Origin of the sequence: Glutamicibacter sp. MCAF14 (assembly GCF_052114325.1) — a bacterium.
Taxonomy (GTDB): Bacteria; Actinomycetota; Actinomycetes; order Actinomycetales; family Micrococcaceae; genus Glutamicibacter; species Glutamicibacter arilaitensis.
The window spans coordinates 1-15,689 of the sequence record NZ_JBFREO010000013.1 but is presented as its reverse complement, the minus strand read 5'-3'; the positions used below and the strand labels follow the sequence as shown (position 1 = coordinate 15,689).

Annotated in this window: 17 protein-coding genes; 16 read left to right on the top strand and 1 reads right to left on the bottom strand. The window is 53.8% G+C overall.

What is annotated here, in order from left to right; translation table 11 throughout:
* Positions 1 to 3: 3 nt before the first annotated feature.
* From AB4Y71_RS16935 to AB4Y71_RS16880, 12 genes are all read left to right on the top strand, one after another.
* On the top strand, positions 4 to 618 hold the full coding sequence (locus AB4Y71_RS16935; protein ID WP_000904906.1) for a recombinase family protein: 615 nt from the start codon (positions 4 to 6) through the stop codon (positions 616 to 618).
* Positions 619 to 682: 64 nt separating this feature from the next.
* Positions 683 to 1,812, top strand: a protein-coding gene (locus AB4Y71_RS16930; protein ID WP_441722289.1) for an IS3-like element IS1133 family transposase whose coding sequence is annotated in 2 segments (ribosomal slippage) — positions 683 to 929 and positions 929 to 1,812 — 1,131 coding nt in all. Because the reading frame shifts where the segments join, the coding sequence is not laid out codon by codon here.
* A 106-nt stretch (positions 1,813 to 1,918) separates the two neighbouring features.
* Positions 1,919 to 2,722, top strand: a complete 804-nt coding sequence (aph(3'')-Ib, locus tag AB4Y71_RS16925) for an aminoglycoside O-phosphotransferase APH(3'')-Ib (protein WP_001082319.1) — start codon at positions 1,919 to 1,921, stop codon at positions 2,720 to 2,722.
* On the top strand, positions 2,722 to 3,558 hold the full coding sequence (locus AB4Y71_RS16920; RefSeq protein ID WP_000480968.1) for an aminoglycoside O-phosphotransferase APH(6)-Id: 837 nt from the start codon (positions 2,722 to 2,724) through the stop codon (positions 3,556 to 3,558). Before aph(3'')-Ib ends, AB4Y71_RS16920 begins: the two co-directional genes overlap by 1 nt.
* A gap of 365 nt (positions 3,559 to 3,923) precedes the next feature.
* Positions 3,924 to 4,265 (top strand): hypothetical protein, encoded by a 342-nt coding sequence (locus AB4Y71_RS16915; RefSeq protein WP_441722273.1) that lies wholly within the window; start codon positions 3,924 to 3,926, stop codon positions 4,263 to 4,265.
* 193 nt (positions 4,266 to 4,458) lie between these two features.
* Complete coding sequence (locus tag AB4Y71_RS16910) at positions 4,459 to 5,229, top strand: ParA family protein (protein WP_441722270.1); 771 nt, start codon at positions 4,459 to 4,461, stop codon at positions 5,227 to 5,229.
* A gap of 671 nt (positions 5,230 to 5,900) precedes the next feature.
* Entirely contained in the window at positions 5,901 to 6,074 is a 174-nt protein-coding gene (locus AB4Y71_RS16905) for a hypothetical protein (RefSeq protein WP_441722267.1), read from the top strand.
* A gap of 226 nt (positions 6,075 to 6,300) precedes the next feature.
* Positions 6,301 to 6,525 (top strand): hypothetical protein, encoded by a 225-nt coding sequence (locus tag AB4Y71_RS16900; RefSeq protein WP_441722264.1) that lies wholly within the window; start codon positions 6,301 to 6,303, stop codon positions 6,523 to 6,525.
* Between the two features lie 168 nt (positions 6,526 to 6,693).
* On the top strand, positions 6,694 to 6,960 hold the full coding sequence (locus tag AB4Y71_RS16895; protein ID WP_441722262.1) for a hypothetical protein: 267 nt from the start codon (positions 6,694 to 6,696) through the stop codon (positions 6,958 to 6,960).
* Positions 6,957 to 8,021, top strand: coding sequence for a zeta toxin family protein (locus AB4Y71_RS16890; protein ID WP_441722259.1), 1,065 nt, complete (start codon positions 6,957 to 6,959; stop codon positions 8,019 to 8,021). The genes AB4Y71_RS16895 and AB4Y71_RS16890 overlap by 4 nt, the downstream gene beginning before the upstream one ends.
* Positions 8,018 to 8,587: a recombinase family protein gene (locus tag AB4Y71_RS16885; protein WP_441722256.1), complete on the top strand. Its 570-nt coding sequence runs from the start codon at positions 8,018 to 8,020 to the stop codon at positions 8,585 to 8,587. The genes AB4Y71_RS16890 and AB4Y71_RS16885 overlap by 4 nt, the downstream gene beginning before the upstream one ends.
* Positions 8,588 to 8,642: 55 nt before the next feature.
* Entirely contained in the window at positions 8,643 to 9,002 is a 360-nt protein-coding gene (locus AB4Y71_RS16880; protein ID WP_441722253.1) for a hypothetical protein, read from the top strand.
* Between the two features lie 569 nt (positions 9,003 to 9,571).
* On the opposite strand, the gene AB4Y71_RS16875 is transcribed toward AB4Y71_RS16880, so the two are convergent.
* Entirely contained in the window at positions 9,572 to 9,919 is a 348-nt protein-coding gene (locus tag AB4Y71_RS16875) for a hypothetical protein (RefSeq protein WP_441722252.1), read from the bottom strand.
* A gap of 220 nt (positions 9,920 to 10,139) precedes the next feature.
* Between AB4Y71_RS16875 and mobC the strand changes: the two genes are divergently transcribed.
* From mobC to AB4Y71_RS16855, 4 genes are all read left to right on the top strand, one after another.
* On the top strand, positions 10,140 to 10,496 hold the full coding sequence (mobC, locus tag AB4Y71_RS16870; protein WP_441722249.1) for a plasmid mobilization relaxosome protein MobC: 357 nt from the start codon (positions 10,140 to 10,142) through the stop codon (positions 10,494 to 10,496).
* Positions 10,496 to 12,223, top strand: coding sequence for a relaxase/mobilization nuclease domain-containing protein (locus AB4Y71_RS16865; RefSeq protein ID WP_441722246.1), 1,728 nt, complete (start codon positions 10,496 to 10,498; stop codon positions 12,221 to 12,223). Before mobC ends, AB4Y71_RS16865 begins: the two co-directional genes overlap by 1 nt.
* A complete protein-coding gene (locus AB4Y71_RS16860) occupies positions 12,223 to 14,187 on the top strand; it encodes a DUF3801 domain-containing protein (RefSeq protein ID WP_441722243.1) in 1,965 nt (654 codons plus the stop codon). The genes AB4Y71_RS16865 and AB4Y71_RS16860 overlap by 1 nt, the downstream gene beginning before the upstream one ends.
* 10 nt (positions 14,188 to 14,197) lie before the next feature.
* The coding region (locus AB4Y71_RS16855; protein ID WP_441722241.1) for a VirD4-like conjugal transfer protein, CD1115 family at positions 14,198 to 15,689 on the top strand (1,492 nt) is incomplete at its 3' end.

Genomic DNA, 15,689 nt, shown 5'->3' with positions numbered 1-15,689 from the left:
TACATGCTGATCGGATATGCCCGCGTCTCCAAAGCCGATGGCTCGCAGTCTCTCGACCTGCAGCACGACGCCTTGCGCGCCGCAGGTGTCGAACGGGACAATATCTATGATGATCTTGCTTCCGGCGGTCGTGATGATCGCCCTGGCTTGACTGCCTGCCTCAAGTCATTGCGTGACGGCGATGTGCTGGTGGTCTGGAAGCTCGATCGCCTCGGACGATCGCTTGCCCATCTGGTCAACACGGTGAAGGAGCTGTCAGACCGCAAGATCGGCCTGCGGGTTCTGACTGGAAAGGGCGCTCAGATCGACACCACGACTGCGTCCGGTCGCATGGTGTTCGGAATCTTCGCCACCTTGGCCGAGTTCGAGCGGGATCTGATCCGAGAGCGCACCATGGCGGGTCTCGCCTCCGCGAGAGCGCGCGGTCGCAAGGGCGGACGAAAATTCGCGCTCACCAAAGCTCAGGTGCGTCTCGCGCAAGCCGCCATGGCCCAGCGCGATACTTCAGTTTCCGATCTCTGCAAGGAACTCGGCATCGAGCGCGTCACTCTCTACCGATATGTCGGTCCCAAAGGCGAGCTCAGAGACCATGGAAAGCATGTTCTCGGACTTACGTAGTGGACTTGCCTCGGTTTCGTTCCGGTCTTTTTGAGAGCATTATTTGTTATCAAGGAGACCATATATGTCATTAAAGCATAGTGATGAATTTAAGCGTGATGCAGTTCGCATAGCACTCACTAGTGGCTTAACACGCCGTCAAGTTGCGTCAGATTTAAGTATTGGGCTTTCCACGCTTGGGAAATGGATCGCATCAATTTCCGATGAAACTAAAATTCCTACCCAAGACACTGATCTTCTGCGTGAGAATGAACGTTTACGCAAAGAGAACCGTATCCTTCGGGAGGAGAGGGAGATATTAAAAAAGGCAGCAATATTTTTCGCAGTACAAAAGCTGTGAGATTTCAGTTTATTACGGATTACCGTGGCTCTCTCTCACGTTCACGCATATGTCGTTTGATGGGCGTAACAGATCGTGGTTTACGTGCATGGAAACGCCGTCCTCCATCACTGCGCCAGCGTCGTGATCTTATACTTCTAGCGCATATACGTGAGCAGCATCGGTTGTGTTTGGGGAGCTATGGTAGGCCGCGTATGACAGAAGAGTTGAAAGCGCTGGGCCTGCAGGTTGGGCAGCGTCGGGTTGGACGTTTGATGCGCCAGAATAACATTACAGTTGTTCGAACGCGTAAATTCAAACGGACAACGGATAGTCATCATACCTTCAACATTGCACCGAACCTATTAAAACAAGACTTTAGCGCAAGCGCACCCAACCAGAAATGGGCAGGCGATATCACTTATGTTTGGACCAGAGAAGGATGGGTCTATCTTGCTGTTATCCTTGACCTGTATTCCCGTCGCGTGAGTGGCTGGGCAACAGGTGATCGATTAAAGCAGGATCTTGCATTAAGGGCACTGAATATGGCGTTGGCTTTACGCAAACCACCACCGGGTTGTATTCAACACACAGACCGTGGGAGCCAATATTGCGCTCATGAATATCAAAAGCTACTGCTCAAACATCAATTGCTGCCGTCCATGAGCGGGAAAGGCAATTGTTTTGATAACTCCGCAGTAGAAAGCTTCTTTAAATCATTAAAGGCTGAGTTGATTTGGCGCAGACACTGGCAAACAAGGCGAGATATTGAGATTGCAATCTTCGAATATATAAATGGCTTTTATAATCCACGCCGAAGACATTCAACACTCGGCTGGAAATCGCCGGTGGCATTTGAGAAAAAAGCCGCTTAAAATGAGAGATAGACCGGAACACAACCGGTGCAAGTCCATAGCAACTCGTTTCTTTTCGCAGGTTGAGCCACCTCCGCGCTTCATCAGAAAACTGAAGGAACCTCCATTGAATCGAACTAATATTTTTTTTGGTGAATCGCATTCTGACTGGTTGCCTGTCAGAGGCGGAGAATCTGGTGATTTTGTTTTTCGACGTGGTGACGGGCATGCCTTCGCGAAAATCGCACCTGCTTCCCGCCGCGGTGAGCTCGCTGGAGAGCGTGACCGCCTCATTTGGCTCAAAGGTCGAGGTGTGGCTTGCCCCGAGGTGATCAACTGGCAGGAGGAACAGGAGGGTGCATGCTTGGTGATAACGGCAATTCCGGGAGTACCGGCGGCTGATCTGTCTGGAGCGGATTTGCTCAAAGCGTGGCCGTCAATGGGGCAGCAACTTGGCGCTGTTCACAGCCTATCGGTTGATCAATGTCCGTTTGAGCGCAGGCTGTCGCGAATGTTCGGACGCGCCGTTGATGTGGTGTCCCGCAATGCCGTCAATCCCGACTTCTTACCGGACGAGGACAAGAGTACGCCGCAGCTCGATCTTTTGGCTCGTGTCGAACGAGAGCTACCGGTGCGGCTCGACCAAGAGCGCACCGATATGGTTGTTTGCCATGGTGATCCCTGCATGCCGAACTTCATGGTGGACCCTAAAACTCTTCAATGCACGGGTCTGATCGACCTTGGGCGGCTCGGAACAGCAGATCGCTATGCCGATTTGGCACTCATGATTGCTAACGCCGAAGAGAACTGGGCAGCGCCAGATGAAGCAGAGCGCGCCTTCGCTGTCCTATTCAATGTATTGGGGATCGAAGCCCCCGACCGCGAACGCCTTGCCTTCTATCTGCGATTGGACCCTCTGACTTGGGGTTGATGTTCATGCCGCCTGTTTTTCCTGCTCATTGGCACGTTTCGCAACCTGTTCTCATTGCGGACACCTTTTCCAGCCTCGTTTGGAAAGTTTCATTGCCAGACGGGACTCCTGCAATCGTCAAGGGATTGAAACCTATAGAAGACATTGCTGATGAACTGCGCGGGGCCGACTATCTGGTATGGCGCAATGGGAGGGGAGCAGTCCGGTTGCTCGGTCGTGAGAACAATCTGATGTTGCTCGAATATGCCGGGGAGCGAATGCTCTCTCACATCGTTGCCGAGCACGGCGACTACCAGGCGACCGAAATTGCAGCGGAACTAATGGCGAAGCTGTATGCCGCATCTGAGGAACCCCTGCCTTCTGCCCTTCTCCCGATCCGGGATCGCTTTGCAGCTTTGTTTCAGCGGGCGCGCGATGATCAAAACGCAGGTTGTCAAACTGACTACGTCCACGCGGCGATTATAGCCGATCAAATGATGAGCAATGCCTCGGAACTGCGTGGGCTACATGGCGATCTGCATCATGAAAACATCATGTTCTCCAGTCGCGGCTGGCTGGTGATAGATCCCGTCGGTCTGGTCGGTGAAGTGGGCTTTGGCGCCGCCAATATGTTCTACGATCCGGCTGACAGAGACGACCTTTGTCTCGATCCTAGACGCATTGCACAGATGGCGGACGCATTCTCTCGTGCGCTGGACGTCGATCCGCGTCGCCTGCTCGACCAGGCGTACGCTTATGGGTGCCTTTCCGCAGCTTGGAACGCGGATGGAGAAGAGGAGCAACGCGATCTAGCTATCGCGGCCGCGATCAAGCAGGTGCGACAGACGTCATACTAGATATCAAGCGACTTCTCCTATCCCCTGGGAACACATCAATCTTACCGGAGAATATCGTTGGCCAAAGCCTTAGCGTAGGATTTCGCCCTCTCCCGCAAACGACCCCTCATTGCCCACCACGAGTCAAGCAACATTGACGCATGGCAACTATCAAGAATCTTGCTAGCACTCGACTACGACGGGCAGGAAGTCCTAAACGCCCGAGTTCTCTAAAAGGAAAGTGCCCCGCGAGCAGCGGGGCACTTCTTTATTTAAGCGAAAAACAACCATGACGGATTGCATTTAATGACCAACTAGACTAGAATTAAAGTATCAACACGGAAACCATGCCGGACTGACCACCGGCCAACCGCAAGGAGTACAACATGGAGAACCCAATGAAGCCAGGAGTTCATGCCATCAACCAGTTCGACCGCACGAAGCAAACGCTATTCTTTGCCATTTACGACGATGGAACCAGCGGCCCAGAGCGCAAGGACCGAGACAAGGCAGAGAAGGACTTCAGGGATGCAAACACGGCATCAGGAGCGGTGAGGGCAGACATTGAACGATACGGCCGAGACTCGAGTGTCTTCAGAGCATGGGGGAAGATCCATAAGGATTTCAAGGATCGCATCGACGGCCGGAGAGTATGCCTTGTGTTCGACACGCTCCACGCGGGAACCACGAGCACGACATGGCGCGGCCCTAAAGCGCTGGAAAGCTAGATAAGAACAGCCCCGCAAGCGCAAGGCGCTGCGGGGCTGTTTCAACACGGCAACCGGGAACCACCCCGGAGCACAAAAGCATCTTATCAAGTCTCATAATCATTGCATAGAATGACCAACTAGACTAGAATTAAAGTATCGACACGGAAACCATGCAGGACTAATTACCGACCTGGTTACAAAGGAGCATCTCATGACCATTTATGCCATCGCGCTGTCTAAAGGTGGATCAACGAAGACCACCACGGCAGCAGAACTAGCCGCCACTCTCGCCGCCGCTGGCCGCCGCGTACTAGCGATTGACCTTGACGAGCAGGGTAATCTAACCACGCGCTTAGGTGTCACCGAGGATGCAGAAGTCTCCGGCGTAGCTGCTGATGTACTCATAGGTGATGCAACCGCCGAGGAAGCCGCGTTCCCTAGCCCAACCGTTCCCGGTGTGGACATACTTTGCGGCACTTTTGATTTGGAAGAAATCAGCACCAAACCTGAAATTATGACCGCTCTACGCGACTACCTGCCAAGTCTTGCGACTGTATGGGATGACGTAGTGATAGACACCCCGCCAGCTCTAGGCACACTAACGCTAGGTGCTTTAGCGGCCGCTGATGTGATCGTATCCTCAGTCTCATGTGAAACGGAATCGTATGAGCAGCTGCCAAGGCTTGAAGAAGTGATCCAGAATCGCATAGCCAAGCGACTGCGCCCCGGACAGGCGCTGCACTGGATCATACCGACTAAGCATGACGGCCGCCGACTATTGGATCGGGAGGTTGTGCAGACGCTTCACGAGCTATACCCAGGGCGTGTGACTAGCACTGTGCGCGAAGCTGTAGCGGTCAAAGACTCGTATACGGCAGGAATGCCGGTTGGTGTCTACTATCCAGGCTCGCCTATCGCGGAAGACTACAAGGCTGCATTAGCTTCGGTTGTCGCTGGACGCGTGAATAACTGGACTAACTAGACTAGCTGACCTATAAAGACAGATCAGACTAAGAGGAAATGATGGAACAGAAAAAGACTCCAAGCAAGCCAGCCCGTAGAAGTCTTCGGGATCGAAACAAGACAGCAATTGAGCAAGCGCCGGAGACCGCAGCTGCCGCTGCGCCAGCCGTCGCGGCGGTACCTGCGCGCGAGGAAGTGACAACGCCGGCAGCAGCGGTGCAGGAGCCTAAGAAGCAAGCTAAGAGCGGTAGGCCAGCGCGCACCGTGGCAGTTACTCGTCAAGGTATCTACCTAACTCCTGAGCAGTTCAACAATGCTAAAGCCGCATATCTGGCCGACTGGAAGAACGGGGGAGAAGCTAACACTTTCACGCTATGGATTGGTGAAGCTATCACGCGTCACGCTGCACGTTCACTTAAGGCTCGTTTGCGGTTTGCTGCGAATAAGCCAGCAAGAGCAGAAGTCCGTACCGGCAGCTCACGATCTTTTAATGTTCCTACATCAGCGATTGAGCTTATGCGAGCTGCCATTAGCCAAGAACAGGCCGAGGAACGGTGGCTAAGTGATAGCTCATGGTGTGCGGAGGCTGTTGATGCTGCGATTAGTACGGCACGTGAGTGCAACGGAGGAGAGCTGCCTACGCCGCCAGCGAGACTACCTAACCGGCTAGTTCGATAGAAGGAATGGCTTATGCGTCTGAGCGACTTGCCACTGTTGCCGATTTTGTTCTTTGTTGTCGGGGCTGCCGTTGTGGCCTTAGCAAATAAGCAACTAAAGCCAGAGATCCACGATAAACGATGGGTGTACGTGATGCTTGCCGGGGCAATCATTTGCCTGGTATCAGCTGTTTATGCCTGGTTGTAACTCGCGATCATGGCCTCAGAGATCCGTGCACGACCCAAGATCACATAACGTGAGAGAACTCAGGTACCGCAACTTTTGGGCTGTGTGCGGTCGGTCGATTGGTTCCTGCTGTCCACCATGTGTGCGAAAAAAGCAGCGGAGCGGGAGGGCTTTTTTCGTGCCCATGTGGGCAGGAGGCCAGGAACGTAACCAGGTATCTAATAATCAGAAACAAAAGGGAGAGAGCATGGCACGAAACGCGTCAGATATCTACGATGACCTTAAAGCACTGGCTAATGAGCTGGAAGATCTTGCCGAGACTGGTCGTATAACCATGAGTACAGACTCATGGAACAAAGAATATCCAGAGACCAAGCAAGCAGTTTCTCAAGCGTTAGCAGCGCTACAGGTTGCTATCAACGCAACTTGCTGGATGGAAACTCTACCTTCACCAGATCCGCGACGGCCGTAGATAATCGACTTGTCAATAACGATCGTTTTTGGCTGGAAGGTAAGGCAATTCGGAAACCCGGCGACACGCCGGGTTTTTTTGTACCGAAACTCGCAACCGAAACTTTTTCAACCGAAACCTAAATTGTAACGTTTTTGGTACAATTGATGATGGAGGGAAGGGGAAACTGTGAATCAGAACGAAGACCAGAATTTCGATCCGATGATTTACGACGTGATGCGCGAGCTGACTACGCAAATCGTTGGAACATACTCGGCTTGGGAAAGCGAAGCTGCGACGGAGAGAGAAGCAGAGCACTGGCGTGCGGAGTGGCTGCGAGTTAGACGCGAAGCACGCGAGGTCAACCCGCGCAGCAAGGTGGCCATCGAATCCAAAACCGCCGAGCTGCGGAAAGTTTTGCGGGGTCTGCCAGCCCACGCGCCTACGCTCGCATGAAGCCAGGAGAGCTTGACGAGAACACGCTGAGAGCGTTGTTCGAGAACAAGATCAAGGGCGAACTCGACGGGCAGATAAGTCCAGGATCAATGATCGGGGGAGAGCGCCCGGTCATTATTTTTACTGGTGGACAGCCAGGCGCTGGGAAAAGTAATGCGAATGCCAGGGCGAAATATGATCGGCCGAACTTGGTTGAAATCGTGGGTGATGACTTTCGCGCTCACCATCCCGACTATCAACGACTCATGCGAGATGATCCGCTGGCGATGCCGGACTATACGGCTCAGGCCTCGGGGCGCTGGGTGGGCATGTCTGCCGATTACACACGTAGTCAAGGCATGGACACGTTATTAGAAACAACGTTGCGCCAGCCGAACGTAGTAGAACGCACAATGAGCGACTTCAAAAAGGCCGGCTATGAGGTCGAGCTGCATGTTGTTGCCGTTCCAGCGGAGATCTCACGCATAGGCACTGTCAATCGATATGCCGGACAAGTCCGGGATCAAGGTGCTGGCCGGTGGACACCTTCGGCTGCGCATGATGTGGCCGCTGCTGCCGTGCCAGGCACGGTGAAAGCTTTGCTTGATAGTGGTCTTGTAGATCGCATCTTATTGGTGAGTCGTGGCGGAGACGAGCTGTATTCCAGAGATCGAAGAATCGGCCAGAAAATCGATTCAGAGGAAGCCGTTAGCGCGCTAAACCTTGCCCGTGATGTATCGAAAACAGAACCAGTGGTAGCAGTGCAAGAGCTAGGCAACGCTGAACTGGGAATCGCTACTTGCGCGAGCACCGGCCAGGCCGACCGCGACTTGCTGAGCACAATCTCTCGGTTTACTGCCACCGATGCCCCAGCGCTTGCCAAGGCCGCCTATCCTGTGTCGGATGCAGACCAGAAGAAGGCACTAGGGAAGATCGAGGCGGCGGCGCGACCGCTAGGGTCACAAAGGACGAAACGAGGGCTGAACGACCGCATCCGGCAGCGTGCCGAATCAATCAAGAAAAAGCCGTCGGAGGTACGTCCAAACGCACCCAAATTGGATAAGGGAGGACAGAAACGATGAACTCGATTATTGGCTACGCGCGAGTATCTACACGCGACCAAGACCCCGCTGCGCAGGAGGCCGAATTGCGCGCAGCGGGTGCAACCAGAGTCTTTGTAGATCACGGAGAATCGAGCAAAGTACGAGACAGGCCGCAGTGGCTTGCGTGCCTGGACTATTTGCGCGAGGGAGACACGCTTCTTGTGCGCAGGTTGGATAGGATCGCTGGCAGCGAGAAGATGGCCATTGAAACCATTAACGAGCTTCAAGAACGCAAAATCAACATCAAGAGTCTAACCGAGCCGGACATAGACACCACCACCCCGATGGGCAAAGCACTATTCGGAATTGTCGCGGTATTCGCTCAACTGAGGGTAGATACAATCAGCGAGAATACTAAACGCGGACTTGACCATGCACGCGCCCAGGGGCGCGTTGGCGGCCGTCCAACGGTTATGACTGCGCAGCGCATCGAGGAAGCCGTAAGGATGCGCAAGGACGGCAAAACCATAGCTGAAATCGCCAAGGTGTTGGGCGTGGGAAATTCTAGTGTCAGCAGAGCTTTATCGGCGTTGAGCGCAACGTAAACCATCTCGTCTATCACGTTGGATATGGTGGTTGGAGTGGCGCGAAAGGAATCTTATGCAGGATCATCTGAACGTATCAGCGCAAGACATAATCGACATTGAACCTACCGCACCGCCTGGACTAGATAATCTCGGATTATCGTTGATCCTTGCAGCTGTGATCCTGGTTCTAACTATCGTGTTCGTTAAGGCAGCGAAGGCAGGTTTTATGGGCGAATACCAAAGCGCGGTAACTGTCATTGTTGTCTTGCTAGTGGCCCTGGCTGGTCTGACCATCACGACTTATATTTATTGGTCAGAGGGAAGTACCCAAGATGTACCGATACTAAGCGGCCTAGAGGAACTGGTTAGAGCCGTTCTCTTTACTGCGGCAATTTTTGTTGGTTTGGCCGCAGGAATTAAACGCTGGCGGTGATGGAGTTCAGCGCGGATCTTCCCGTTCTCCGATAAATGCCAGAAGCATAGTTATACCCCCTGTCAAAGGTTGGCGCAGCCAATCGCGTAGCGACGCACAGCGCCCTTGACAGGGGGTTTAACTATGTAAAAATCAGGCATCGGAGGCCGGGAAAAGTAGCGTCAAAAAACCCGATTTCGTTTCTAGCCTCCTGCCCACATGGGCACGAAAAAAGCCCTCCCGCTCCGCTGCTTTTTTCGCACACATGATGGACAGCAGGAACCAATCGACCGACCGCACACAGCCCAAAAGTTGCGGTTCCTGAGTTACCAAGCGTCATGTGATCTTGGGTTGTGCACGGATCTCTGACCCAGCCTTCTAGCGTTTCCAGAACCGTCGAGTTTCCATCGAAATGTCAGATGGTCGGGTTAGGCTGAATGCAAGACTTAGCAACCAGGGAAGGATCAGCAATGCTTGTCGAAGCTGCTGGACGCTTGATGATACCAGTTGCCATTGTGCTGGCATCATCCCTGATTCTGCTAATTTTCAAGATTGTTTTCGGATCGATCAAGACCGGACTCTGGCTAGTTCTACTGGCCGTTCGCACTCTGATTTTCGGAGTCTTCATTGTGCTGTTCTGGATCGTTCGATGGCTCGGCAACGGCCTCCGTGCGCTCTGGTTCCGTCTCACCAGTTGAAGACCGGCGAGCCGGTAGCAACACAGATTTTTCCGCACGGCTGAGCTTGAAAACTCTCCCCAGCTCGGTGCGCGTCAAGTCGCCCGAAGAAATAAGATCCTCTGCGATTTTGGCGGCTGAAAGCTGACTTGCTCGCATATCGTCAACAGAAGTAGCGAAGGCTTTGAGGCGCTTTCGTTTTGCCTTTAGCTCTGCCTCGTCCTGACGTAGAAGCTCGTCAATCTCGTTTTCGGCACTCATGTTCATCTCCTGAATGATTGCGGTCACTAAGTTTGTGCTATGTGGCCGATTTTTTGGTTTGTCTCAATTGTAGCGATAGCTGACGTAAGGCGATAGACTGGACTTAAGAGCGTAGCAAGCATAGCAACTGGATATCCAGTTGCGCGTGAACCTGCGGTTCGCTCAAAACGTTGTTTTGTTTCTATGGGCTTCCAGCCCAATCCCGGTATGAGAGGTGAACATGTCTATTGATGGATCAAAGAGATCTCGCAATGTTCGCAAGCTGATCTCATTCAATGCCGAGGAATGGAAGCGCGTTGAGCGTCGGATGGAGATTGCGCAGGCTAAATCCTGGGAAGGGTTTGCACGCGGAGCGATTCTTGAATCAGAAATCTCAGTGACTACGAATAATTTTGATCCATCTACGGTTCGGGCTGAACTTTCGCGAATTGGCAACAACATAAACCAGATCGCACGTCAGGTGAATGTCGAGGAAGTGGTCACTTTTGAAGAGATGCGAGCTGCGCGTCTGCTGCTCAAAGAGATTCAAGCAGTCATTAATCAAACGGTGAGCGAAGCTCGGAGAAACAAAAGCTAATGGCTACCGTCAAGATGTTGCAGATCAAGTCAACTGTCAGTAAGGCGTTGGCTTATATCTCGCGTGCGGATGCAACGTCTGATGGTGTTTGGGTGTCGACTAATGCGGCAGTTATTGATCCTACGGATTACAAAGCTGTTGCTACGCAGTTCGCGGAAACTGCCGAGCGTGTGGGTGTTTCCAAGCCGCGCAGGGGATCGGTGCTGGCGCATCATGTGATCCAGTCGTTTGATCCAAAGGACGGAATGAGTGCTGAACTTGCACACCGTATCGGTGTGCAATTCGCTGAGAAGATTACCGGCGGAACTCATGAGTACATGATTGCCACGCACTTGGATAAAGGGCACGTTCACAACCACATTATTTTGAATCCGGTCAACTTTGAGACTGGAAAAAAGATCCGCGTGCAAAAGAGCACAATTGGACAGTTTAGGGATATCAGCGACGAGCTATGCCTCGCTGCCGGACTGCGCGTTTTGCCAAAGCCGGAACGTGCAACTGGGTATTCAATGAAGGATATCTACCGTGTCCTGAGAGGTGATTCTGCCAAGCAGTTTATCCGTACGGAAATCGACAAAGCCGCATCTCGTGCGCGCGATTGGACTGAGTTCGAATCAATCCTGGCAAGAGCAGGAATTGAAACGAGCGTGCGCAGCGGAAAGAACGGAACTGTGTCATTCCGCGAAGGCACCATGAATCGGCCCATCCGCGATTTCCGGTTAGGAGCAGCGTACACAGAATCAAACATCATGGCTCGACTTTCAAAGTCCGCCGTCAACATGGTTGGCATCGATGCATCCATGATCTTGAAGGAATCCAAAGACACCTTGACCGTCAGCGTTCCCGGTACGAAGCGGCAACTGGAAATGACTGTTTCGAAGACTCAAATCGTTCGTCACGGGCGTTCACTGAGAATCTACGTACCCAGCGCGCAGAATCACTTGTTGGCCAATACGTCCGGGCATCACGCTAAAACTGTTTCTACAGAGGGGCTGTACAACTACTTCTCCAAACCGGATTTGGCCGAAGCAGAGAAGCGCTCCGGAGCCATGGGGCTGGACAAAATGACTGTCGGACGTTGGGGAAATGAGCTTAAGTCGCTACGTGAGCTGGGCGAGCGAGTGAACGCCAAGAGCCGCTGGATTAATGCTTCGGGTATAGATCCGGCACGGGCTATTGAGTCTGCGAGTAAGAAGCTTGAAGAACACCATTTCCGCTACCAGACAACCTTGGTTGCGGCAGCGGAAATGACCATAAACCCGCAGGGCGATCAAAAGGAGCTTCGTACCCTGGGCGCTGAATTGCGCATCATGGAACGGAATATTGCGACCGTGAAGACCGATATCCGGGCGCTGACACAACTATCAAGTAACGAGGTGAAAATGTCCGTGGGAGAACAAATCGCTAATAAGGCAGCTGCACGCCAACGCATCGAACCGGCAAGTGAACACAGTTCGCTCGATACCAGTCAGCGGTCGGCGCGAGACGATCATGAGCGCGACCGAGAAACGCCGGAGCATCGTGCCGAAATAGCGCAAGAGCAAGCAGCGCAAAGCGAGCGGTTGGAAGATCAACAGGGCGACCGTGAGACAGGGCAGAAGCCAAAGGACGAGCCTAAGAAGCCTCTAACTCTGCGAGAGCGCCTTGCAGCGAAAGAAGCGAAGATCAGAACCAACCGAACCAATGATGAAGGCCGCAATAACGGCGCACGCGGAAGGGGCATGTAATGGCTGACATGACAGACAAGGCTGCAGGAGATCTGCAACAGGCTGGAACGCAGATGGGCAGGAGCGCCGCCGCTGCCAGCACACGCGCGGGGATCAAGGTAGGCAAGGGAGCCTTCGGGCTGGGCGTAGGAATCAGCGCTGGTGTCATCTATGGCACGGTAAAAGCGATTCTCGCCCTGGTTGATGCTTCGCACCAATACTCGGCAGCGCATGGACGTGCTAACGGAAACAGCCCTGAGCGGCAGGTCAGCCTTCGGGAGTTCAGCAGGATAGCTGACAGCAAGCGCGAATTCATGCCAGTGCAGGACGCGCAAATAGCGCGCCAGTTCAGCCGTGAACTGCGCAAGCATGGTGTAACTTTCGCAATCGAAAAGCAGCAGGACGGTTCCCGCACGTTCCATGTGCAGGGAAAAGATGCAGGAGTCGTTGAACATGCGCTGTCGGCGGCAGCAACGAAGATTGACGAGCAGCTGACCAAGCAACGTACCACCGGGGAAGTCCTGGAAGGACAAGCCATAGAGGCTCCGGGGGAGCGCGTTCTAGAGGTCGATGCAACGGCCAAGAACAACTTGTCTGCTGCGTTGAATGAAGCAGCAGTCAAGGAACCACCAGTTGCGCACCGTGCATTGCGGCCGAATGAAGGCTGGACTCGGTGGGAACCGGAGGTCAAGGAGCTGGCAGCCACCATTGAACAAGATGGCCGCATACCTCTGACCATTGCCAACGTCGAAATCCTGGATGCGGCTCTGAGCGAGCACATCCCCATGAACCTGGAAGATGTGAAAGAAGTCGTTTCGGAGGAACGCAACGCTTTTGCAGCGGCCGACGATCCCGAAGCCGCCCAACTTCCACAAGAAGAACTAGGCAAGGTGAAAACCGATGTGAGCCTGGTGCTGGAAGATACCGAGGCGCGAGCCATATCGGAGGCACTGCGCGGGGGAGCCGGAGCCGTGGATGAATCTGCACCGGCCTTGGATTCTGTGAATCCGACCGGAACAGTCTTCACCGAATATGACCCGGCCAGCCGCGTCACCGCGCCCCTGGGCAAAGATATTGCCACACTCTCGGATACCCTCGGCCTGCCAGCAGATACCGAAGTCACGGTGTATCGCGGGGTGCCAGAGGGCAGCCAGGATTCATTGAATAACGGCGATTTCGTCACGACCAACAAGCAGCTCGCCCAAGACTATGCAGGAACCGGCACTGTCATTGAACAAACGGTCAAAGCAGGAGATCTGCTGGATGATCGAACTGAACCAGGAGCGGAAGAGTATATTTTCCGGCGAAGCGCCGACCCTGAACGCTTGGCCTTGGCCGAAGAAACAACGCTGCGGCAGGAAGTTCCGTTAACCCCTGAAAACGTGAACATGCTGGATGACGCTTTCGCGGAACATGGGTGGGATGACCTCCCACCGGAAGATCTGGCGTGGGTTCAACAGACATTGGCTACAGAACACAGCCAGGGAGAGTATCTGACCCCCGATGCTGCCATTGAGCAGCCGGCCGCTGCGCAACAGAGCGACAACCCGTATTTGCAGATGAATACGCCATCGCCTCAAACCGAAGAACCGATTGTGGTCGGTGCCGCAGAGGCCGAAAGCGTCAGCAGCGAGAGCCTGCCTTTCAGCTCCGATGAAGTCACCGAAGACGCGCCCGAACAGGCCGTTAGCCACGGGGGCACGACAGCAACCCCGGCTCCTGCGCCAAGCGCCGGAGGGAAGAGTGCGAAGGCCGCGCAGGGGCAAGCCATTGCACAGCCCAAGGCGCAGGGAAATAAGACAGCAGCGCAAACCAATTCAGCATCGACAGCTAAGCCGCAGCGTGAAGAACTGGGCAAGCGGGATGAAACCAGGAAAAAGGTTGCTGAGCGCATAGATACGAAGGTGCAGCAGATCAAAAACGATCATTCGGCGTCACCGTCGAAGCTGCAAGCACCAAAGCCAGAACGCGCACCGAGAAGGTAGGTGAAGGAACATGAGCACAGGAGGCAAAGTAGCAGCGGCCGTTGTGGGCGGCAGCGTAGTCTTTTTCGCCGGTAACAGGATTGTTGAATATGTTCGCGTGGAAATGGAGCGCGGAACCGGAATAGGGGATCTGCTGCCGGGGTTCCCAGCCGCGCTGATGGATAATCTGCTTCATATCTCTACTGCGCAGCCTGACCTTATTGGAGGTCTTGTAGGCGTAGTCATCATGGCGCTGATCATTTTCTACGTGGTCGGCAGCAAGCAGAACACCCGGCCGGGAGAAGAACAAGGCTCGGCTAAGTGGGCACGTTCGGGAAGCTTACCCAAGCGATTCACGAGCAAGGAAACCTCCGAAGTCCTACGCCTGACCCAAACCGAAGCGTTATCGGTGGATGCGCATGTCACCAAGCGCAACACGAACGTTCTTGTATTGGGTGCGTCGGGTACGGGTAAAACCCGTTCGTACATCATGCCGAACTTGTTGGAGCTGAATGCATCGACGGCCACAACTGACCCGAAGGGCGAAATCATTCGAGCTGCGCGTGCGCGGCTGGAAGAACGAGGCATGAAGATCCGCACGCTGAATCTGATTAACCTCAAGCAGTCCAACCAGTTCAATCCCATGCGCTACTTCAACGCTGATGAAGTCGAAACCGGAATCATGCAATTGGTCGAGTCAATCATGATGAATACGACTGGCAAGGAGTCGCATGGAGACCAGTTCTTCGAACGAGCCGAGCGCGCACTATTGACGGCTCTGGTTGCTTATGAATGGGCAACTACGGCGATCACCGATGGGCAGGAACCTAATCTTCCTGGTGTGCTGGATCTTCAAAAGGGCATGGACGGCTCAGAAGAAGACAAAGACGCACGCGACAGCGAAACAGACATTAAGTTCCAAGCAGCCCGAGAGATCGTGGACGAATGGAATCAGAATCCCGACCCTGACGATGATGAACAAGTCATGCAGGTCTTGGACTTCGCTTGCCGCCTGTACCGCGTGTATGAGCAAGGCGCGGTTGAAACCAGGAAGAGCATCGTCATTTCTCTGGGTGTGCGTCTATCACCCCTGGATATGCACGATATCCGCAGAATCCTTGCAACTGATGATCTCGCCTTGGACAAGATCGGCTATGAACCTACCGCACTGTTCTTGCAGATCCCGGACACGCACAGCACATTCAAGTTTGTTGCCGCGATGTTCTGGCAATCCCTGTTCGAGCAAACCGTGTACCAAGCTGACCATGAGGAATCCGGGCGGCTGCCACGGATGCTGCATATGTTCCTGGACGAGTTCGCCAACATTGGCAAGCTGCCGGAATTCGATAAAAAAATGGCGACCATCCGTTCCCGCGGAATCAGCGCAAGCATCGTGATGCAGTCCTATAGCCAGGGCAAAGCCCTGTTCAAGGATGAATGGGATGGCATCGTGGGTAACTGCGATACAACGCTGTTCCTGGGAACGAATGATCAGCAAACGGCCGAGTGGATGTCTAAGCGGT